The following is a 19,312-nucleotide window of genomic DNA, read 5'->3' on the forward strand; positions in this document are numbered from 1 at the left end:
AGGGAATTCGCGAATTAATACGGATGCCGCGCCCCCGTGTGCGCGAACGATTGGGTGGAGATGGAGGGCCAGCCTGGCGAGGCTGCCGGATGCGGCAAGGCAGATGAACCACGTAACGTTTCGTTCTTCATCGTGTATGCCGCGATCATTGGCTGTACCCTTTTCTCTCGATATCAGCCGGTGCGCCGGACTTCTGGCCGACTGCACCGCACAATTTTTCCTATGCCGCTAATGCGCGCGGCGCCATGCTCGACCGAGCGGGGCGCCGCAGAACAACACAACATATGGTGTAAAGCCGTGCTTCGGGTACGAAGTATAGTGGAAGCGCCGGACAGTCAAAGAAGAAAAAACGAAGAAAATTTCGGCCTGGAGTCTTGACAGCACGCGAAGCCTAGACGGCGCGGGCATTTGAGCGCGACGTCATTTTTCATGCGTCGAAAAAGCCCATACGCCGCGCTACGGTTAGTGCAGCAAAAGGTCTTCGCCTAGTTGCGCCATGGTGCGTCAAGACGACGCTGACGCCCCATCAAGAGGCATCGCGCGCATGAAGATAGGGAAAGAACACATCGCCCAGTTGCGCCTCGCGTTGCAGGCGCGTCCAGTCGAAATGCGGCCCCGGATCGGTCTTGCGACCTGGCGCGATATCCGAGTGACCCGCGAGCGCGTCGATCGGATAGTGCGCGCACAACGCTCGCACGAGGGGCGCGAGTGTCTCATATTGCGCGGCTTCGAAGGGCTGGGTGTCGCTGCCCTCCAGTTCAATGCCGATCGAGAAGTCGTTGCAGCGCTCGCGGCCGAAGAAGTTCGACAACCCCGCGTGCCACGCGCGCTCGTCGCACGAAACGAACTGCTCGAGCGTGCCATCGCGATGAATCACGAAATGCGCCGACACGCGCACGCCGCGCAGATGCGTGTCGAAGTACGGATGCGCGTCGCAGTCGAGCCGATTGAGGAACAGGTCGGCGATCTCGGGGCCGCCGAAGGTGTCTGGCGGCAGGCTGATGTTGTGCACGACGATGAGCGTCGGCACTGCGCCGTCGGGACGCGCTTCGAAGTTCGGTGACGGCAGGCGCTGCGCGGGAGACACCCAACCCTGCGCATCGACAACGTACGCAGGCGCATCCGGTGCTACGGCGTAGCTCATCGCGCGGGACGATCCTGACCAGTCTTGCGCGCGTCGTAGGCGCGTTCGTGCGCGGCGCTACAGAAGCTCTGCGCACCCACGCTCACCGATTCGCTGCGCGGCGCATGCACGCCGCACTCGGCGCAACGCACCATCGGCTCGGGCAATGCGCTGCCGTTCGAGCCGGCTTTCGCACCCCCATCATTCGCACCGAAGGAGCCGCCAGGGCCATTGCCCTGTGCGCCGCCATTCGCGCGCCACGCGCCCTGCCCCGGCTGACGCGGATCGGCGCCCGGACGTGCTTGCGGCTGCGCGCGGCGCAGTGTCTTGACGAACCACTGCCCGACGAAGAACAGCAGGATCAGGAGAAGAATCTGTCGCATGAAGTTAATCAGGTATCAGCATGTGAAGCATGCAGGTGACGCAGCAGGTAAAGCCGCGCAGCGTCGTGCATCAAACCACAGGACGATGCAGCAGCACTTCGAACACAAAGCGGCTGCCGACATACGCGAGCAGCAGCGCAACAAACGACGCGATCACCCAGCGCAGCGCCGAGCGCCCACGCCAGCCGGAAATCTTGCGCGCGGTGAGCAGCGTGCCGAACATCAGCCACGAGAGAATCGCGAACACCGTCTTGTGATCGAGCGAAAGCGGACGGTCGATCAACTGCTCGCTGAACACGATGCCCGACACGAGCGTAGCGGTCAGCAGCACGAAGCCCGCGCCGATCAGACGGAACAACAGCTTTTCCATGGTCAGCAGCGGCGGCAGCGTCTCGATCCAGTTCGACAGCCAGCCGCCGCCCTTGTTGCCGGCGTTGCGCTGGAAGCCCGCGCCCTTGAGCGCGTGCAGACGGCGCTCCACGGCGAGCATCAGCACCGCATGCAGCGCCGCGATCGCGAACAGCCCGTACGCCACATTGGCGATCACGAAGTGCAGCTTGAAGAGCGGCGCAGCCGCATACGGCAGCACGCGCACGCCGCCGAACACGAGCGGCAGAATCGACGCGATGCCGGCGAGCGGCAACAACAGCAGGCGCAGCCCGTCGAGCGAAAAGAAAAAGCTCTCGATCCAGTAGATCACCGCGCCGAGCCAGAACATCGCCGACAACGCGAACGCGAAGCCGAAGATCATTTCGTGGGCGGGGAAGATCGTCGTGTGCAGCAGCAGGCCATGCGCCGCCAGCGCGGCGAACAGCAGCGTGCGCGAGAGTGCGCCGAAGCTGCGCGCGCGCGAAGCCTCGGCGTCCGCGCCCGCGAGGCCAGAGGAACCGGAGGGTGCAATCGCCAGCGGAACCGGCGGCACGCTGCCGAAAAGCGGCTCGACGCTGGCGCGGCGCAATGCGCGCCAGTCGGCAACGCACAGACCGCCGTACAAGAGTACGGTGAGGGCATACAGTACAATATCCATGTTCGAAGTTTACTATAGGCCCCCTGGCCGCGCGGCAAACACACCGAAGCGCGACGAAACGCGGCGCGCTCCCGCTGCGTGACCCACCGGGCCTCACTGCTCACCGCCTCCCCATGCTCGACAATCTCACTCAACGGATGGCGCGCGTCGTCAAGACGCTGCGCGGCGAAGCCCGGCTGACCGAAGCCAATACGCAGGAAATGCTGCGCGAGGTTCGTCTCGCGCTGCTCGAAGCAGACGTTGCGCTGCCCGTCGTGCGCGAGTTCATCGCCAAGGTCAAGGAAAAGGCGCTCGGCGAGGAAGTGATCTCCAGCCTGTCGCCGGGCCAGGCGCTCGTCGGCGTGGTGCAGCGCGAGCTGACCGCCGTGATCGGCGGCGACTACGAAGGCAAGGCCGTCGAGCTGAACCTCGCCGTCACGCCGCCCGCCGTCATCCTCATGGCGGGCCTGCAGGGCGCGGGTAAGACGACCACGGTCGGCAAGCTCGCCAAGCTCCTGCGCGAGAAGTACAAAAAGAAGGTTCTGACCGTTTCCTGTGACGTCTACCGCCCCGCTGCTATCGCGCAGCTGAAGACGGTGACGGAACAGGTCGGCGCCGACTTCTTCCCGTCGCAGCCCGACCAGAAGCCGGTCGACATCGCCGCAGCCGCGGTCGACTGGGCCAAGCGCCACTATCACGACGTGCTGCTCGTCGACACGGCCGGCCGCCTCGGTATCGACGAGGCGATGATGAACGAGATCACCGCGCTGCACGCCTCGCTCAAGCCCGCCGAAACCCTGTTCGTGGTCGACGCCATGCTCGGCCAGGACGCGGTCAACACGGCCAAGGCGTTCAACGACGCCCTGCCGCTCACCGGCGTCGTGCTCACCAAGCTCGACGGCGATTCGCGCGGCGGCGCGGCGCTTTCCGTGCGCCACATCACCGGCAAGCCGATCAAGTTCGTCGGCGTCGCGGAAAAGCTCGACGGTCTGGAAGTGTTCCACCCCGACCGCATGGCCAACCGTATTCTCGGCATGGGCGACATTCTCGCTCTCGTCGAGGAAGCGCAGCGCGGCGTGGACGTGCAGGCCGCCCAGAAGCTCGCCGACAAGGTCAAGAAAGGCGGCGATTTCGACCTCAACGACTTCCGCGCCCAGCTCACGCAGATGAAGAGCATGGGTGGCCTGTCGTCGCTGATGGACAAGCTGCCCGCACAGTTCCAGCAGGCCGCCTCGGGCGCCAACATGGGCCAGGCCGAAAAGCAGATGCGCCGCATGGAAGGCATCATCAATTCGATGACCGCCCAGGAGCGCGCCAAGCCCGATCTGATCAAGGCCACGCGCAAGCGCCGTATCGCGGCGGGCGCAGGCGTGCAGGTGCAGGAAGTGAACCGTCTGCTCAATCAGTACGACCAGATGCGCACCATGATGAAGAAGCTCAAGGGCGGCAACCTGCAGAAGATGATGCGCGGCATGAAGGGCATGATGCCCGGCATGCGCTGATCGACGTTTCCTGAGTTTGATCCCGGGCTGCGCGGCGCAACTGCGCGCGGGCAGCCCGACACGACGCGGCGCGCGAGCCGGAACATGAAGCGCGGGTTTTTGCTGTAGCGCGCGCCGTCGTTATTTTCCACACTGAATAGCTACAGCCACCGCCCCGCCAGAGTCATGAATCGCGAAGAAGCCCTCCATATTTTCCGCCACTCCGAAGAAATCGTTTCGGTGAGCGAGGTCAATGCGTCGATCGGCCGGATGGCCGAAGCCATTCGCGCCGATATCAGCGAGGACTTCCCGCTCGTGCTGTCGGTGATGGGTGGCGCGGCCGTGTTCACCGGCATGCTGCTGCCGCACCTCGACTTCCCGCTGGAGTTCGACTACATCCACCTCACGCGCTACCGCAACGCCATCAAGGGCAGCGCGGAGATGCAATGGCGCGTGGCGCCGCGCGAGTCGGTGAAAGACCGCGTCGTGCTCGTGCTCGACGACATCCTCGATGAAGGCGAAACCATGGCCGCGATCCGCGACCGCATCATGGACATGGGCGCGAAGCGTTTCCTGTCGGCCGTGCTGTGCGAGAAGATCATTCCGAAGGCCAAGCCGCTGCATCCGGATTACTGCGGCTTTTCGGTGCCGGATCGCTACGTGTTCGGCTGCGGCATGGATGCAAAGGGTTACTGGCGTAACCTGCCGACCATTCGCGCACTGACCGAGGGTGCGTAACCCAGGCGCGTAAGCGCGGGCCGCATCGGCCACGCCAATAAAAAAAGCCGCTTCATTCGAAGCGGCTTTTTTGTTGTCGACGTGCGCAGTCGTGGGCGACGTCAAAGGTGATGCACGAACGCGGCAATGCCCGCAAGGATCATCTCCACCGAAATCGCCACGAGCACGAGCCCCATCAAACGCTCGAAGGCCGTCACCACGCGCTCGCCGAGCCACTGCTGGATGCGCTCAGCGAGCACCAGCACGATCGCGCAAATCGCCATCGTCACGATCAGCGCGCCGATCCACTCGAACAGCTTGCCCGGCGCCTGCGAGGTCAGCAGCATCACCGTGGCCAGCGCCGACGGCCCCGCCAGCGCAGGAATCGCAAGCGGCACGATCAGCGGCTCGCCGCCCTTGTCGCCGCCGCCGAACGGGCCGCCCGGATGCGGAAAGATCATGCGCAGCGCGATCAGGAACAGCACGATGCCGCCGCCGATGCGCAGCGACGTGTCCGTGAGCCCCATCATGCGCAGGAAGCCGTTGCCGGCCACCATGAAGATGAGCAGGATCACGAACGCGATCGCCACTTCGCGCAGGATCACGATTGCCCGGCGCTCCCGCGCTACGTGATGCAGGCAGCCGATGAAGAGCGGGATATTGCCGAGCGGATCGGTGATAAGCAGCAACAGGATCGTTGCGGACAGGAAACTGTACTCCACGTTCGCAACGCTCCCTTAGCTGGGTTGGATCGCCGAAATGTGCGCGGGGCTGTGCCCGAAAACGCGCATCAAGCCTGAAGCGCTGCCTGCACCTTCTGCGCGACCGTCTGCGCGGCTTCTTCGGCCGGCAACAGCGTGGCTTCCGTGTCGCGGCGGCCCTGGTACTCGATCTTGCCGTCCTTCAGGCCACGCTCGCCGATCACGAGACGATGCGGCACGCCGATCAGTTCCCAGTCGGCGAACATCACGCCCGGACGCTCGCCGCGATCGTCGAGGATCACGTCGATGCCCGCTGCGAGCAGTTCGTTGTACACACGTTCCGCGTGCTCGCGCACGAGTTCGCTGCGATCCATCCCCATCGGGCACACGACCACCTGGAACGGTGCGATCGATTCCGGCCAGATGATGCCCTTGTCGTCGAAGTTCTGCTCGATCGCGGCGCCCAGGATACGCGTGACGCCGATGCCGTAGCAGCCCATCTGCATCGGCGCGGGCTTGCCGTTTTCCGCGAGGAAGGTTGCGCCCATTGCGTTCGAATACTTGGTGCCGAGCTGGAACACGTGGCCCACTTCGATGCCGCGGCAGATGTCGATGACGCCCTGGCCGTCCGGCGACGGATCACCCTTCTTCACGTTGCGGATATCGGCCACGACCGGCTCCGGCAGATCGCGGCCCCAGTTCACGCCCGTGGTGTGAAAGTCGACGTCGTTCGAACCGACCACGAAGTCGCTCATGTTCGCGACCGTGCGGTCCGCGATCACCTTGACCGGCTTCTTCGTATTGAGCGGCCCGAGGTAGCCCGGCGGCGTGCCGAACCATTCGACGATTTCGGCTTCGGTCGCCATGCGGAAACCTGCAAGACCTTCGATCTTGCCTGCCTTGATCTCGTTCAGGTCGTGGTCGCCGCGCAGCATCAGCAACCAGATCGTCGGCTCGGCGCCTTCGTTGTCGGTGGCCAGGATGATCGACTTGATGGTCTTTTCGAGCGGAATGTCGAGCAGCTTCGCGACGGCTTCGCACTTCGCGGCGCCGGGCGTCGAGGTCTTCGTGAGCGCTTCGGCCGGTGCGGCGCGCGAGGCGATCAGCGGCAGGGCTTCGGTGGCTTCGACGTTAGCGGCGAATTCCGAGGTCGGGCAGTAAGCGATGTCGTCCTCGCCCGTTTCGGCGATCACGTGGAATTCGTGCGAACCGCTGCCGCCGATCGAGCCGTTATCGGCCACGACCGCGCGGAATTGCAGACCGAGGCGCGTGAAGATGCGCACGTAGGCGTCGTACATCTTCTGGTACGACAGCTTGAGACCGTCGACGTCCTTATCGAACGAGTACGCGTCCTTCATGATGAATTCGCGGCCGCGCATCACGCCAAAACGGGGACGGATTTCATCGCGGAACTTCGTCTGCACCTGGTAGAAGTTCACCGGCATCTGACGGTAGCTCTTGATCTGGTTGCGCGCGATGTCGGTGATGACTTCCTCGTGCGTCGGCCCCATCACGAAATCGCTTTGCTTGCGGTCCTTGAAGCGCAGCAGTTCCGGCCCGTATTGCTCCCAGCGCCCCGACTCCTGCCACAGTTCGGCCGGCTGCACCGCCGGCATGAGCAGTTCGATGGCGCCCGCGCGGTTCATTTCCTCGCGCACGATCTGCTCGACCTTGCGGATCGAACGCAGGCCGACCGGCAGATAGTTGTAGATGCCGCCCGCGACGCGACGGATCATGCCCGCGCGGATCATCAACTTGTGGCTGACGATTTCGGCGTCAGCCGGCGCTTCCTTCAGGGTGCCGATAAAGAAACGGGAGGCTTTCATTCAGGGTTTTTTCCAAAAGCGGCGGCAACGGGAGGCCGCCCGAAAGAGTCCAACGGTGGAGTTCACAGACCCGACATTATGACAACGCCCCGGATGCCGCGCAGGTGAGGCCCGCGGCCGGCGTGGCGAACGGTTTTTGCGCCTTCGTGACAAAACGCTCCAAACTTCTGGCCGCCGGGTGCGTGAGAACCGTTATCTGTTTATAATCAAAGCAATTTTAAAGGATTCGAAGGTGGTTGTATGCTGGATCGTGAGGGGTTTCGCCCGAACGTCGGCATCATCCTCTTGAACGCGCGAAACGAGGTGTTTTGGGGCAAACGGGTTCGCGAACATTCCTGGCAGTTTCCGCAAGGGGGCATCAAATATGGTGAGACCCCCATGCAGGCAATGTATCGGGAGTTGCACGAAGAAACCGGTCTGCATCCGGAGCACGTCAAGATCGTCGGTCGCACGCGCGACTGGCTGCGTTATGAGGTGCCGGACAAGTTCATCAAGCGCGAAGTGCGCGGCCATTATCGCGGCCAGAAACAGATCTGGTTTCTGCTGCGCATGGTCGGGCGCGATTGCGATATCTGCCTGAGGGCGACGGAGCATCCCGAGTTCGATGCGTGGCGCTGGAACGAATACTGGGTGCCGCTCGAAGCGGTCATCGAGTTCAAGCGCGACGTCTATCAGCTGGCGCTAACCGAGCTGTCGCGATTTTTGCGACGCCCGGCGATGCCGCGTGTCGAACGCGTCCATGTGCATAGCTCGCATGGCCATGAGGTGCGCTATCCGCGCCTGATCGCAACGGCGCACGCCGAGGCGGTGGAATTCGAGCCCACGCTCGTCGACACCGCCGATCACTCCCCACTGGATCGCGACTGCGACCCCGCGGGGAGTATGATCGAGCCTGCGCCGGACGAGCACGGGTAAATCAGGCTTCGGCCTGAATTGCCCGCTAGCAGGCTCGCCACGTCGCACCCACGCCCGGACCGGCCAGGCGGGCGCTGCGCAGTTCCCTGCGCGGCGCGCTGCGGTCCGCATTCGCGGCGCCGCGCATTCGTGCGCGCAGCGCCGGTGCATCGAAGGAATATCACTTGAAACGATTGGCTCTTGCTGCGGTGTGCGCCGCGGCCGCTAGTAGCGTCCTGCTGTCCGCTTGCGGCAGTTCCGGCCCCACCAACAAGGACGACAGCGCGTTCACCTACCTGCTCGACCGCAAGGGCGAGTGGAAAGAAAACGCGCTCGAAGGCCTGCCGGCGCTGCCGGGCCCGAACACGACGCTCTATGGCTTCGATGTCTCGAACAACACGCCGCTGAAGTTCTCGGTCGATCCGGCCTCGCTGAGCGTCGGCACCGACGGTGTGGTGCGCTACGTGATCGTCATTACGAGCCCGAACGGCGCGCGCAACATCAATTACGAAGGCATCCGCTGCGACACCTACGAGTGGCGCCTCTATGCGAGCCTGAACGCCGACCACAACGGCTGGGATCAGACCGTGGCGAACGACTGGTCGCGCATCGAGAACGGTGAGCTCAACGCGTATCAGTCGCGGCTTTATCAGGATTACTTCTGCGCGAACAAGATGCCGATTGGCAAGGCACCGGTCATCAGCGAGAACATCCGCTTCGGCCGCACGCAATCGACGCTCGTACGTTAATCGCCGCGCTTTGCGCTTTACCGCGCAGGTCAGATACAAAAAAGCCGCAGCAGTCATCGACTGTTGCGGCTTTTTCTTTGCGCCTTGATCGACTTCAGATCAGCACGAGATTGTCGCGGTGAATCAGCTCCGGCTCGAGCATATAGCCGAGCACGCCTTCGATCTCACCGCTCGGATGACGCTGGATCAGCTTCGTTTCCGCGCTGCTGTAGTTGGTGAGGCCGCGCGCGACCTCCTGGCCCGCCGGATTCAGGCAGGCGATGACCTCGCCGCGCGCGAATGCGCCCTGCACGCCCACCACGCCGATCGGCAGGAGACTCTTGCCGTCCGCGGTGAGCTTCTGGACTGCGCCGTCGTCGATGACGACGTGACCGCGCACCTGAAGGTGATCGGCCATCCATTGCTTGCGCGCCGCCATGCGCGCCGTGCGTGCGATCAACTGCGTGCCGATTGCCTCGCCTTGCGCGAGACGCACCAGCACCGCCTCTTCGCGGCCGCTTGCGATCACGGTATTCGCGCCGCTATGCGCCGCGCGTTTGGCCGCGAGAATCTTGGTGAGCATGCCGCCACGGCCAATGCTCGAACCCGCACCGCCTGCCATCGCCTCAAGCTCGGGCTTGCCGGCATCGGCTTCCTGCACGAGCGTCGCGGCCGGATCCTTGCGCGGATCGGCGGTATAGAGGCCGCTCTGGTCGGTGAGAATGACGAGCGCATCGCCTTCGATCAGATTGGCCACCAGCGCGCCAAGCGTGTCGTTGTCGCCGAACTTGATTTCGTCGGTAACGACCGTGTCGTTCTCGTTGATGATCGGCACGACACCCAGACGCAGCAGCGTCAGCAACGTCGAGCGCGCGTTCAGATAGCGTTCGCGATCCGCAAGGTCGGCGTGCGTCAGCAGAATCTGCGCGGTGCGGATGTTGTGTTCCGCAAAGCGGCTTTCGTAAACCTGCGCGAGCCCCATCTGGCCGACGGCCGCGGCCGCCTGCAATTCGTCGATTTCACGTGGGCGCTTTGTCCAGCCCAGACGCTGCATGCCTTCCGCAATGGCGCCCGAACTCACGAGCACGACTTCCTTGCCCTGCGCACGCAGCGCCGCGATCTGCGCGGCCCATCGGCCGATGGCCGCATGATCGAGCCCGCGGCCATCGTTCGTGACGAGGCTCGAACCGACTTTCACTACCAGACGCCGGGAATCGGCGATGACGGAACGCATGCTGCGCGGTCTCCCCAAATGACTGATGACGCGTGAAACAGTTTGGCCGAACTGCCGGCGCGGCCGCGCGCCGGCACATACGGTGAATTACTCCTGCGCTGCGCCGCTGCTATCCTGCCCCGGCACACCTTCACGGAAGCGCACGTCGGAGGCGAGATCTTCCGCTTCCTCTGCGCGCCGCGCATCCGAGTGCTCGGACACGAAGTCGTAGATCGCGTAGCAAAGGTTCTCGCAGCCCTGTCCGGTGAGCGCCGAGATCTCGAAGACCGGGCCATCCCATTCGAAGCGCTCGACGAAGTCGGCGATGCGTGCGGCGCGCTCTTCTTCCGGCACCATGTCGAGCTTGTTCAGCACGAGCCAGCGCGGCTTCTCATAGAGCGTTTCGTCGTACTTGCGCAGCTCGCCGACGATGGCCTTCGCTTCCGCGACCGGATCGACCGATTCGTCGAACGGTGCGAGGTCAACCAGATGCAGCAGCACGTTGGTGCGCTGCAGGTGACGCAGGAACTGGTGGCCGAGGCCCGCGCCTTCGGCGGCGCCTTCGATCAGGCCGGGAATGTCGGCGATCACGAAGCTCTTGCTCGGGCCCACGCGCACCACGCCAAGGTTCGGCGCGAGCGTCGTGAACGGGTAGTCGGCGATCTTCGGCTTCGCGTTCGACACCGACGAAATAAAGGTGGACTTGCCCGCATTGGGCATGCCGAGCAGACCGACGTCAGCCAGCACCTTCAGTTCCAGGCGCAGCATGCGGCGCTCGCCCGGCTTGCCGTCGGTCTTTTGACGCGGCGCGCGGTTGGTCGACGACTTGAAGTGCAGGTTGCCAAGGCCGCCCGCGCCGCCTTCCGCCACGACCACGCGCTGGTCGTGCTCGGTCAGGTCGGCGATGAACTCGCCGGTTTCCATGTCGGTGATGGTCGTGCCCACCGGCATGCGCAGCGTGATGTCGTCGCCGCCCTTGCCATAGCAATCCGAGCCGCGGCCGTTTTCGCCGTTGCGCGCCAGATGCTTCTTGGTATAGCGGTAGTCGATCAGCGTGTTGATGTTGCGGTCGGCGATCACGTAGACGCTGCCGCCCCGTCCGCCGTCGCCGCCGTCCGGCCCGCCGAACGGGACGAACTTCTCGCGTCGCATCGACGCGCTGCCATCGCCCCCATCGCCGGCGATGACTTCGATCTTCGCTTCGTCAATGAACTTCATGCGTTACTCCGTCCCGTAATCGGTGAATCGGTAATTCGTTATTGTGCCCACGTATTGTGCTCGCCGGGGGCATGCTTGCCCACCTGGCCGAATGGCCAGCGGCGATCTCAAAGCACTGCGCCCTCGCGTGGACCGGGGCGCAGATAAAGAAAAAGCCCCGCAAACTTCGCGGGGCCTTCCTTGCGTCGATTGCTAGCAGCTGAAACTTAGGCTGCTACCGGGACGACGTTGACCATGTGCTTGTTAGCTGCGCCCTTGGTCGAGAACGCGACGTGGCCGTCGACCAGCGCGTAGAGCGTGTGGTCCTTGCCGATGCCGACGTTCAGGCCCGGGTGCATACGCGTACCGCGCTGGCGAACGATGATGCCGCCTGCGAGGATAGCCTGGCCGCCGAACACCTTCACGCCAAGTCGTTTCGACTCTGAGTCGCGGCCGTTACGTGACGACCCGCCTGCCTTTTTGTGTGCCATTTGTTTGCTCCTTTACCTGCGTGCGCTTACGCGTTGATCGCGTCGATGCGCAGTTCGGTGTAGTTCTGGCGGTGGCCGCCATGCTTCTGGTAGTGCTTCCGGCGACGCATCTTGAAGATGGTCACTTTGGCGTGTCGGCCTTGCGACACAACGGTGGCCTTGACGGAAGCCCCACTGACCAGCGGCGTACCGAACTTAATCGATTCGCCTTCGCCCACTGCGAGAACCTGGTCGAGCGTGATTTCTGCGTCAATGTCAGCCGGTATCTGTTCTACTTTAAGTTTTTCGCCAACAGCAACCTTGTACTGCTTGCCGCCGGTTTTTATGACCGCGTACATTGAGAACCTCACTCTAAAATATCTTTTCAGACGCACTGCGCGCCCGAAACCTTAGATTATACATAGAGTTAGCTGCACGGTCAAAAGGTATTGACAGACACGTATCCCGTGTTCCAGCGCCCGGCGCAGCAAGGCTTCCCGACCGGAGCAAACGGCCCGTCCCACAAGACTAAAATAGAGGGAACCATCGGCCGGACGGCAGGGCTGCGTCCGGCCCGCGGCCGATTCGCCTTATAATCCGCGGCACTACCTATATTTGCCATCATGTCGTCCACCGCCACCCCTACCCCCAGCGCAGCGACCCTGCTTGCGCCCATCGCCAGCGACATGGAGCAGGTGAATCGTGTCATCCGGCAGAGTCTGGCGTCCGAGGTGATGCTGATTAACCAGATCTCCGAGTACATCATCAGTGCGGGCGGCAAGCGGCTGCGCCCGGCGCTGCTGCTACTCGTGGCGGGCGCGCTCGGCGACCGCAGCACGCATCGGCACACGCTCGCGGCCGTCGTCGAATTCATTCACACCGCCACGCTGCTGCACGACGACGTCGTCGACGAATCCGACCTGCGGCGCGGCCGCCAGACGGCCAACGCGCTATTCGGCAACGCCGCCAGCGTGCTGGTGGGCGACTATCTGTACTCGCGCTCGTTCGAGATGATGGTCGGCGTCGGCAAGATGCGCGTGATGGAAATTCTCTCGCAGGCCACGACGATCATTTCCGAAGGGGAAGTGCTGCAACTCCTGAACATGCATGATGCGGACGTCGATACCGAACGCTATATGCAGGTCATCCGTTACAAGACGGCCAAACTGTTCGAGGCGGCAGCGCAACTGGGCGCCGTGCTTTCGGGGGCGGATGCCCGCACCGAAGAAGCCGCGGCGGAATATGGCCGTCGCATGGGCACGGCGTTCCAGATCATGGACGACTGGCTCGACTACACTGGCACGGCCGAATCGATGGGCAAGAACGCCGGCGACGATCTGCGCGAAGGCAAGCCCACCCTGCCGCTGATCTGGCTGATCGAACACGGCACGGCTGAAGAAGCGGCGCTCGCGCGGGAAGCGATCGAGCAAGGCGGCACCACGCGCTTCGACGAAATCTTCGCGGCGATCACGCGCTCGGGCGCGCTCGATCACACGCTGCAATGCGCGAAGGCAGAGGCTCAAGCAGCCGCCGATGCAATTTCTTCATTTCCCCCTTCCCAATACAAAGAGAGCCTGCTAGAATTATGTTCTTACTCGACGACGCGCCAGTCTTGAAGAAGACGAAGCAAGTCGGAAGAGTGCAGCAGTAAAATTCGGGGTGTAGCTTAGCCTGGTAGAGCGCTACGTTCGGGACGTAGAGGCCGGAGGTTCGAATCCTCTCACCCCGACCAGAATTCTAAAAAAAACCGCACACGTGTTGTGCGGTTTTTTTTCGCCTGTCGCAAATGTCCGCAAAGCGCGCCCGACCGTACATCGAGGCGGCGATCCCCACCGCCCTGGCCGAACGGCCAACGCCTTTCCTGCCACGCCAGTCCCGTCGCACCCCTCTGTTATAGTTTCCCCATCCCCTCCCCCTCATTTTCTTTAAGCGTGGACCACCTTCCCTTATGGGCGCAGATTTGCGCCGTATTCGTCCTGCTCGTCTGCTCCAGCTTCTTCTCCATTTCCGAAACGGCGATGATGGCGCTCAACCGCCATCGGCTGAAATACCTCGCGACCCACAACGCGCTTGGCGCGAAGACCACGCAGAAGCTGCTCGTGCGCACCGACCTGCTGCTCTCGGTCATCCTGATCGGCAACAATCTGTTCAACACGATCATCCCGGTGCTGACCACCTCGATCGCGCTGCACACTTTCGGCCATAACAACGTCGTCCTGTCGATCGCGACCGGCATCGTTGCGTTCCTGATCATCGTGTTCGCGGAAATCACGCCGAAGATCGTCGGCGCCACGTTTCCGGAAAAGATCGCGCTGCCCGCGAGTCTGTTGATCGCACCGCTCATGCGCGTGACGAAGCCCATCATCTGGTTCGTCAACATGTTTGCGAACACGATCCTGCGCGTGCTGCACATCAACACCAGCAAGGCGCACGACCAGCGTCTTTCGACCGAGGAACTGCGCACTATCGTGCTGGAGTCCGGCAGCTTCATGCCGACCAAGCACCGCAGCATCCTGCTCAATCTCTTCGACCTCGAAAACATCACTGTCGACGACGTGATGATTCCACGCCGCCGCATCGAGGCGCTCGATTACGACGCGCCGCTCGAAGACATCCTGCATCAGCTCGAAACCTGCTATCACAACAAGCTGATCGTCTATCAAGGCGACATCGACCGCGTGCTCGGCGTGCTGCACGTGCGCAAGACACTGGCCGCCTTGCACAACCAGGAATTCGAGCGCGAAACGTTACGTGAACTGCTTGCGGAACCGTATTTCGTGCCCACCGGCACGCCGGTGTTCCAGCAGCTTCAGTATTTCCAGGAAAGCCGTCATCGCATCGCGCTCGTGGTGAACGAATACGGCGAAATGGAAGGGCTCGTGACGCCCGAAGACATCATCGAGGAGCTGATCGGCGAATTCACCACGACCATGCCGCGCAGCGGCACCGGGCGCGGCGGGTGGAACGATCAGGGCGAATGCATCGTGCCGGGCAGCATGCCCTTGCGCGAACTCAACCGCTGGCTGCATCTCACGCTGCCGACCGACGGGCCGAAGACGCTCAACGGCCTGATTCTCGAAGTGCTCGAAGAGATTCCCGAAGGCGACGTGTGCGTGCAGATCGGCGACGTGAAACTCGAAGTCATGCGCGCCGACGATCAGGCCATTCGCACCGTGAAGCTTTTCAAGCCCGGCACGACACCGGGCAAGTCCGCACGCGCACTGCAAAAGGCAAAGAAGCTGTTGCCGGGTCACTGATCCGCACATCGCCACGCATCGACGTGCGAAGTTAGCCATTTAGTTAGCCATTTGGCCGAATGGCGCGCATCGCCGCGCCAGCCGATCATGAAGCCGTCACTCGCACACGGCGGCTTCGGGCCGGCAATCGATGTTTTCCATTCCTGATCGTTCTGGTGTTCACGGCGCTCGTCCCACGCCGGCCATCGCGGCGCGCGCAATCGATAGCGCAGGCGCGCCCTCTGCCCCCTCGTCACCAGCTGCGTTCGACGACGCGCCTTCGGTGCGCCTGCTCGCCGATACGCTGCGCGAAGCCGCACGCCGCAATGCCTCCGACCTTCACGTCGAGCCGCTTGAGCAAGGCTGGCGCGTGCGGCTGCGCATCGATGGCGTGCTGCATGAAATCGCGCGGCCGCCCGCACATCTGCGCGACGCGTTCGTCACGCGCATCAAGGTGCTCGCGCGCATGGACATCGCCGAGCGGCGCATTCCGCAGGATGGCCGCCTGCGGCTAGCGCCTCGTGGCAACGCCCAGCCGCACGAAGACTATCGCGTGAACTCGCTGCCCACGATACACGGCGAAAAGCTTGTATTGCGGCGGCTCGAAGCGCTGCCCGCCGATCTCTCGCTGAGCGCACTCGGGCTCGACGTCACGCAGCGCGAAGCACTGAGTGCCGCGATTGGCGCAGCGCACGGTCTCGTACTGGTCACGGGCCCGACCGGCAGCGGCAAGACGCTCTCGCTTTACTGCTTCCTGCAAAAACTCAATGACGCATCGCGCAATCTCTGCTCGGTCGAAGACCCAGCGGAAATCCAGCTCGCCGGCATCAATCAGGTCAACGTGCGCGAGAAAGCCGGGCTCACCTTCGCGCTCGCCCTGCGCGCGCTGCTGCGCCAGGATCCGGACGTCATCATGATCGGCGAGATCCGCGACGAGGAAACCGCCAGCGTCGCCGTGAAGGCGGCGCAGACAGGCCATCTGGTGCTCTCCACCTTGCATACCAACGATGCGCCTGCGGCGATTGCGCGCCTTATCGATATCGGCGTCGAGCCGTACAACCTTGCCGCAGCGCTGCGGCTCGTCACCGCGCAGCGACTCGTGCGCAAATTGTGTACGCACTGCCGTCAGCCTTCGGACGCTTCGGCCGCGACGTTGCGCGCGGCGGGACTCGCCGATGCGCAGCCGTATATCGCCAGGGGCTGCGAAGCATGTCATGGGATCGGTTATCGAGGACGCGTGGGCATTCACGAAGTCATGCCCGTGAGCGCCGCGATGCGCGACATGATCGTCGCGCGGTGCAGCGCACAGGAGATCGCACAACTGGCGCGCGCGCAAGGCGCCGCCACGCTGCGCGACGCCGCGCTGGCGCGCGTTCGCGACGGCACGACCAGCCTCGCCGAAGCACTCGCTGCAACGGACGCATCGTGAGCAAGGTCACGCACGCCGCACCCGATTCGCGCTTCGCATGGCGTGGCCTCGACGTGGCAGGGGTCGCGCGTCGCGGCACGCTGATCGCGTTCGACGCCACGGCGGCGCGGGCCGCGCTCAAGCGCGAACGCATTACCGCGACGCTGCTGGAGCGACGCGGCCCGGCAGCGCCACCGCGCGCGAACCAGGCCGACGTCACACGCTTCACGCGTCAGCTTGCGAGCCTGCTGCGCGCGGGCTTGCCGCTCGCCAGCGCCCTCGACCTGCTCGCGCAGGCGCCTGGCCCCCACGGACTGCCACGCATCGCCGCCGCACTCGCCCGCGAGATCACCGCAGGCAAGCGTTTCGCCGAAGCGCTCGCCCAGCATCCCGCGCGTTTCGGCCTGCTCTACTGTCAGCTCGTGGCGGTAGGCGAAGCGTCGGGTGCGCTCGCCAGCGTGCTCGCCCGCATCGCCGACGATCGCGAGCGCGCCGCCGCGCAACGCTCGAAGGTACGAGCGGCGCTCACCTATCCGGTCGCCGTGCTGCTGCTCGCCTTCGCTATCACCACGGCGCTGCTGGTCTGGGTCGTGCCGACGTTCAAGCAGATATTCGATGGCTTTGGCGCTGCGCTCCCCGCGCCTACGCAATTCGTGCTGATGCTCTCGGCGGGTGCTGCGCGATGGAGCGTGCCTTTCGCTGTGTTGTGTACCGGCGGCGTGTGCGCGCTGCATACGTTGCTGCGCCGCTCTGTCGCCGCGCGCCTCGCGTTCGGGCGTCTCGCACTCGCGCTGCCTTTCGTGGGCGCGCTGCTCACGACGCTGTGCGCCGCGCGCTGGAGCCGCGCACTCGGCACCTTGCTGGGTGCCGGCACGCCGCTGGCCGATGCGTTCGATTCGCTCACGCACGCAAGCGGCAACGCCTTCTTCGATCACGCGAGTTCAAGCATCAGCACACGACTGCGACACGGCGAGCGACTGGCATCGGCGATGCGCAACGCGCACTGCTTTCCCGACGACGTGATCCAGCCCGTCGCCGTCGCGGAAGAATCCGGCGCGCTCGATGCGATGCTGCTCGACGTCGCCTCGCTTGCCGACCGTCAGGTGGACGAAAAAATCGCGCTCGTTGCAAGCCTGTGCGAGCCGCTCATCATCGTCGTGCTGGGCGCGCTGGTCGGCGGGCTCGTGATCGCGATGTATCTTCCCATCATTCAACTGGGCAACGTGGTGTAGCATCGCTGCCAGATTACGGTTCCCGCTCATGTCCGTCCTTTTATCGTCCGCCGCTGCTTCCGCAGCCTTCGCGTCGCCGCTCGCGTCGTCTTTCAACGGCGCGCCGCTCGCGTCCGTCGATGCACCCTCGCCTTTGTCGCTCGCGCTCGCTGCATTGCCATCCGGCATGCTGATGGGTTTCGCCATCGTGATCGGTCTCGTGATCGGCAGCTTTCTCAACGTGGTCGTGCACCGGCTGCCGATCATGCTTGAACGCGCCTGGCGCGCCGATGCGGCTGAAGTCCTCAGTCCGCCGGACACGGACGCTACCCGCGACCTCTTCAACGACGGACTGCCCGCGCGCTACAACCTCTGGCTGCCGCGCAGCGCCTGCCCGCATTGCGGCCACACGTTGCGCGCCTGGGAAAACATTCCGCTTGTGAGCTGGCTCGTCCTGCGCGGACGCTGCTCGCAATGCGGCACGCGCGTGAGCCTGCGCTATCCGGCCGTCGAAATCGCGAGCGCGCTTTGCGCCGTTGGCGCGCTACTCGCATTCGGCCCCACGGGCAAAGCGCTTGCGACGTTCGCGCTGAGCGCCACGCTGATCGCCGCAAGCATGATCGATCTCGAACATCACCTGCTGCCCGACGCGATCACGCTGCCGCTCGTCTGGGCCGGCCTGCTCGTCAACCTCGCCGACACCTTCACCGATCTGCACAGCGCCGTGATCGGCGCGGTCGCGGGCTATCTCGCACTCTGGAGCGTGTACTGGGTCTTTCGCCTGCTGCGTGGCATCGAAGGCATGGGTCACGGCGATTTCAAACTGCTCGCTGCGCTCGGCGCGTGGCTCGGCTGGGCCGCGCTGCCGCAGATCATCGTGATCAGCGCGGTAGCTGGCGCCGTGGTCGGCGTCGCGGCGACCTTGAGCGGTCGCATGCGCTTCGAGGAACCGTTGCCGTTTGGCCCTTATCTCGCAGTGGGCGCGTTCGTCACGCTGTTTGCGGGCACACCGCTCTACGGCGTCTTTGCGTGAGGAAATGAATCGATGATTGCGGTCGGATTGACTGGAGGTATCGGCAGCGGCAAATCGACGGTCGCGGATCTGTTCGCGGCGCGCGGCGTGCCGCTCGTGGATACGGATGTGATCGCGCATCGCGTCACCGCACCGCAAGGTCTGGCCATGCCGCAAATCGCCGCGCAATTCGGCCCCGAATTCGTCGCTGCCGATGGTTCGATGGATCGCGCGCGCATGCGTGCACTCGTGTTCGGCGACGAGGCCGCGCGCAAGCGGCTCGAAGCGATCACGCATCCACTGATCCGCGCGGAAACCGAGCGCGAAACACGTGAGGCCCAGGGCCCCTACGTGATGCTCGTCGTACCGCTGCTGATCGAATCGGGTGCGTGGAAAACACGCGTGAATCGCATCCTCACCGTCGATTGCAGCGTGGAAACGCAAATTGCGCGCGTGATGTCGCGTAACGGCTTCACGCGTGAGCAGGTGCTGGCGATCATCGCGCGCCAGGCGACGCGCGATGATCGCCTCGCCGCCGCCGACGACGTGATCGTCAACGACAACGTGTCGCTGGATGCACTCGCGCAGGACGTCGAACGACTGCACCAGCGCTATCTCGCACTGGCCGATGTGTAGCGATCCACAGCGTTTTTTCAGTGCAGATCACGCCGAACCACGCTCAAGCGCACCGAATCGCGCCCGGCGA

Annotated in this window: 19 protein-coding genes and 1 tRNA gene; 11 read left to right on the top strand and 9 right to left on the bottom strand. The window is 63.9% G+C overall.

Annotated features, from left to right (window positions below; all coding sequences use genetic code 11):
- Positions 1 to 526: 526 nt before the first annotated feature.
- From ampD to BBA01S_RS19710, 3 genes are all read right to left on the bottom strand, one after another.
- On the bottom strand, positions 527 to 1,144 hold the full coding sequence (gene ampD, locus BBA01S_RS19700) for a 1,6-anhydro-N-acetylmuramyl-L-alanine amidase AmpD (protein WP_027817966.1): 618 nt from the start codon (positions 1,142 to 1,144) through the stop codon (positions 527 to 529).
- Positions 1,141 to 1,506: a PP0621 family protein gene (locus tag BBA01S_RS19705; protein WP_027817967.1), complete on the bottom strand. Its 366-nt coding sequence runs from the start codon at positions 1,504 to 1,506 to the stop codon at positions 1,141 to 1,143. Before BBA01S_RS19705 ends, ampD begins: the two co-directional genes overlap by 4 nt.
- Positions 1,507 to 1,576: 70 nt before the next feature.
- Positions 1,577 to 2,533, bottom strand: coding sequence for a cytochrome C assembly family protein (locus BBA01S_RS19710; RefSeq protein ID WP_027817968.1), 957 nt, complete (start codon positions 2,531 to 2,533; stop codon positions 1,577 to 1,579).
- Positions 2,534 to 2,646: 113 nt separating this feature from the next.
- On the opposite strand from BBA01S_RS19710, the gene ffh reads away from it, so the two are divergent.
- Together ffh and BBA01S_RS19720 are read left to right on the top strand one after the other, a co-directional pair.
- Positions 2,647 to 4,014, top strand: a complete 1,368-nt coding sequence (gene ffh / locus BBA01S_RS19715) for a signal recognition particle protein (RefSeq protein WP_027817969.1) — start codon at positions 2,647 to 2,649, stop codon at positions 4,012 to 4,014.
- Positions 4,015 to 4,179: 165 nt separating this feature from the next.
- Entirely contained in the window at positions 4,180 to 4,731 is a 552-nt protein-coding gene (locus tag BBA01S_RS19720) for a hypoxanthine-guanine phosphoribosyltransferase (RefSeq protein ID WP_027817970.1), read from the top strand.
- 101 nt (positions 4,732 to 4,832) lie between these two features.
- On the opposite strand, the gene BBA01S_RS19725 is transcribed toward BBA01S_RS19720, so the two are convergent.
- A complete protein-coding gene (locus BBA01S_RS19725) occupies positions 4,833 to 5,432 on the bottom strand; it encodes a MarC family protein (protein ID WP_027817971.1) in 600 nt (199 codons plus the stop codon).
- Between the two features lie 68 nt (positions 5,433 to 5,500).
- Positions 5,501 to 7,237 (bottom strand): proline--tRNA ligase, encoded by a 1,737-nt coding sequence (locus BBA01S_RS19730; RefSeq protein ID WP_027817972.1) that lies wholly within the window; start codon positions 7,235 to 7,237, stop codon positions 5,501 to 5,503.
- Positions 7,238 to 7,477: 240 nt separating this feature from the next.
- Between BBA01S_RS19730 and BBA01S_RS19735 the strand changes: the two genes are divergently transcribed.
- Together BBA01S_RS19735 and BBA01S_RS19745 are read left to right on the top strand one after the other, a co-directional pair.
- A complete protein-coding gene (locus BBA01S_RS19735) occupies positions 7,478 to 8,152 on the top strand; it encodes an RNA pyrophosphohydrolase (protein ID WP_027817973.1) in 675 nt (224 codons plus the stop codon).
- A gap of 125 nt (positions 8,153 to 8,277) precedes the next feature.
- Complete coding sequence (locus tag BBA01S_RS19745) at positions 8,278 to 8,880, top strand: CNP1-like family protein (protein WP_407668326.1); 603 nt, start codon at positions 8,278 to 8,280, stop codon at positions 8,878 to 8,880.
- A 94-nt stretch (positions 8,881 to 8,974) separates the two neighbouring features.
- On the opposite strand, the gene proB is transcribed toward BBA01S_RS19745, so the two are convergent.
- The 4 genes from proB to rplU all read right to left on the bottom strand — a co-directional run bounded on the left by proB (position 8,975) and on the right by rplU (position 12,098).
- Entirely contained in the window at positions 8,975 to 10,093 is a 1,119-nt protein-coding gene (gene proB, locus BBA01S_RS19750) for a glutamate 5-kinase (RefSeq protein WP_027817975.1), read from the bottom strand.
- An 87-nt stretch (positions 10,094 to 10,180) separates the two neighbouring features.
- On the bottom strand, positions 10,181 to 11,290 hold the full coding sequence (cgtA, locus tag BBA01S_RS19755; RefSeq protein ID WP_027817976.1) for an Obg family GTPase CgtA: 1,110 nt from the start codon (positions 11,288 to 11,290) through the stop codon (positions 10,181 to 10,183).
- 206 nt (positions 11,291 to 11,496) lie between these two features.
- Positions 11,497 to 11,760: a 50S ribosomal protein L27 gene (gene rpmA / locus BBA01S_RS19765; protein ID WP_027817977.1), complete on the bottom strand. Its 264-nt coding sequence runs from the start codon at positions 11,758 to 11,760 to the stop codon at positions 11,497 to 11,499.
- Between the two features lie 26 nt (positions 11,761 to 11,786).
- Complete coding sequence (rplU, locus tag BBA01S_RS19770) at positions 11,787 to 12,098, bottom strand: 50S ribosomal protein L21 (protein WP_007180329.1); 312 nt, start codon at positions 12,096 to 12,098, stop codon at positions 11,787 to 11,789.
- Positions 12,099 to 12,362: 264 nt separating this feature from the next.
- Between rplU and BBA01S_RS19785 the strand changes: the two genes are divergently transcribed.
- The 7 genes from BBA01S_RS19785 to coaE all read left to right on the top strand — a co-directional run bounded on the left by BBA01S_RS19785 (position 12,363) and on the right by coaE (position 19,242).
- A complete protein-coding gene (locus BBA01S_RS19785; RefSeq protein WP_027817978.1) occupies positions 12,363 to 13,355 on the top strand; it encodes a polyprenyl synthetase family protein in 993 nt (330 codons plus the stop codon).
- Positions 13,356 to 13,394: 39 nt separating this feature from the next.
- Positions 13,395 to 13,471 (top strand) — tRNA-Pro (locus BBA01S_RS19790).
- A gap of 199 nt (positions 13,472 to 13,670) precedes the next feature.
- Positions 13,671 to 14,996 carry an HlyC/CorC family transporter gene (locus BBA01S_RS19795; RefSeq protein ID WP_027817979.1) on the top strand — a complete coding sequence of 442 codons (1,326 nt, stop codon included), beginning with the start codon at positions 13,671 to 13,673 and terminating at the stop codon, positions 14,994 to 14,996.
- Between the two features lie 130 nt (positions 14,997 to 15,126).
- Positions 15,127 to 16,404: a GspE/PulE family protein gene (locus BBA01S_RS19800; protein ID WP_084162343.1), complete on the top strand. Its 1,278-nt coding sequence runs from the start codon at positions 15,127 to 15,129 to the stop codon at positions 16,402 to 16,404.
- On the top strand, positions 16,398 to 17,615 hold the full coding sequence (locus tag BBA01S_RS19805) for a type II secretion system F family protein (protein ID WP_027817981.1): 1,218 nt from the start codon (positions 16,398 to 16,400) through the stop codon (positions 17,613 to 17,615). The genes BBA01S_RS19800 and BBA01S_RS19805 overlap by 7 nt, the downstream gene beginning before the upstream one ends.
- Positions 17,616 to 17,643: 28 nt before the next feature.
- Positions 17,644 to 18,627: a prepilin peptidase gene (locus BBA01S_RS41850; protein ID WP_042297551.1), complete on the top strand. Its 984-nt coding sequence runs from the start codon at positions 17,644 to 17,646 to the stop codon at positions 18,625 to 18,627.
- A gap of 12 nt (positions 18,628 to 18,639) precedes the next feature.
- The gene (gene coaE / locus BBA01S_RS19815; RefSeq protein WP_027817982.1) at positions 18,640 to 19,242 is read left to right on the top strand and encodes a dephospho-CoA kinase; all 603 of its coding nucleotides are present in this window, start codon (positions 18,640 to 18,642) and stop codon (positions 19,240 to 19,242) included.
- Positions 19,243 to 19,312 lie beyond the last annotated feature (70 nt).

This window comes from Paraburkholderia bannensis NBRC 103871 (genome assembly GCF_000685015.1).
Taxonomy (GTDB): domain Bacteria; phylum Pseudomonadota; class Gammaproteobacteria; order Burkholderiales; family Burkholderiaceae; genus Paraburkholderia; species Paraburkholderia bannensis.

Excerpts from the sequence above, each read along its gene's own strand:
- coaE (WP_027817982.1), top strand. The coding sequence starts at position 18,640 with ATGATTGCGGTCGGATTGACTGGAGGTATCGGCAGCGGCAAATCGACG.
- BBA01S_RS19785 (WP_027817978.1), top strand. The coding sequence starts at position 12,363 with ATGTCGTCCACCGCCACCCCTACCCCCAGCGCAGCGACCCTGCTTGCG.
- BBA01S_RS41850 (WP_042297551.1), top strand. The coding sequence starts at position 17,644 with ATGTCCGTCCTTTTATCGTCCGCCGCTGCTTCCGCAGCCTTCGCGTCG.
- BBA01S_RS19730 (WP_027817972.1), bottom strand. The coding sequence starts at position 7,237 with ATGAAAGCCTCCCGTTTCTTTATCGGCACCCTGAAGGAAGCGCCGGCT.
- rplU (WP_007180329.1), bottom strand. The coding sequence starts at position 12,098 with ATGTACGCGGTCATAAAAACCGGCGGCAAGCAGTACAAGGTTGCTGTT.
- proB (WP_027817975.1), bottom strand. The coding sequence starts at position 10,093 with ATGCGTTCCGTCATCGCCGATTCCCGGCGTCTGGTAGTGAAAGTCGGT.
- BBA01S_RS19735 (WP_027817973.1), top strand. The coding sequence starts at position 7,478 with ATGCTGGATCGTGAGGGGTTTCGCCCGAACGTCGGCATCATCCTCTTG.
- BBA01S_RS19705 (WP_027817967.1), bottom strand. The coding sequence starts at position 1,506 with ATGCGACAGATTCTTCTCCTGATCCTGCTGTTCTTCGTCGGGCAGTGG.
- ampD (WP_027817966.1), bottom strand. The coding sequence starts at position 1,144 with ATGAGCTACGCCGTAGCACCGGATGCGCCTGCGTACGTTGTCGATGCG.
- cgtA (WP_027817976.1), bottom strand. The coding sequence starts at position 11,290 with ATGAAGTTCATTGACGAAGCGAAGATCGAAGTCATCGCCGGCGATGGG.
- BBA01S_RS19720 (WP_027817970.1), top strand. The coding sequence starts at position 4,180 with ATGAATCGCGAAGAAGCCCTCCATATTTTCCGCCACTCCGAAGAAATC.
- BBA01S_RS19800 (WP_084162343.1), top strand. The coding sequence starts at position 15,127 with ATGTTTTCCATTCCTGATCGTTCTGGTGTTCACGGCGCTCGTCCCACG.
- rpmA (WP_027817977.1), bottom strand. The coding sequence starts at position 11,760 with ATGGCACACAAAAAGGCAGGCGGGTCGTCACGTAACGGCCGCGACTCA.
- ffh (WP_027817969.1), top strand. The coding sequence starts at position 2,647 with ATGCTCGACAATCTCACTCAACGGATGGCGCGCGTCGTCAAGACGCTG.
- BBA01S_RS19710 (WP_027817968.1), bottom strand. The coding sequence starts at position 2,533 with ATGGATATTGTACTGTATGCCCTCACCGTACTCTTGTACGGCGGTCTG.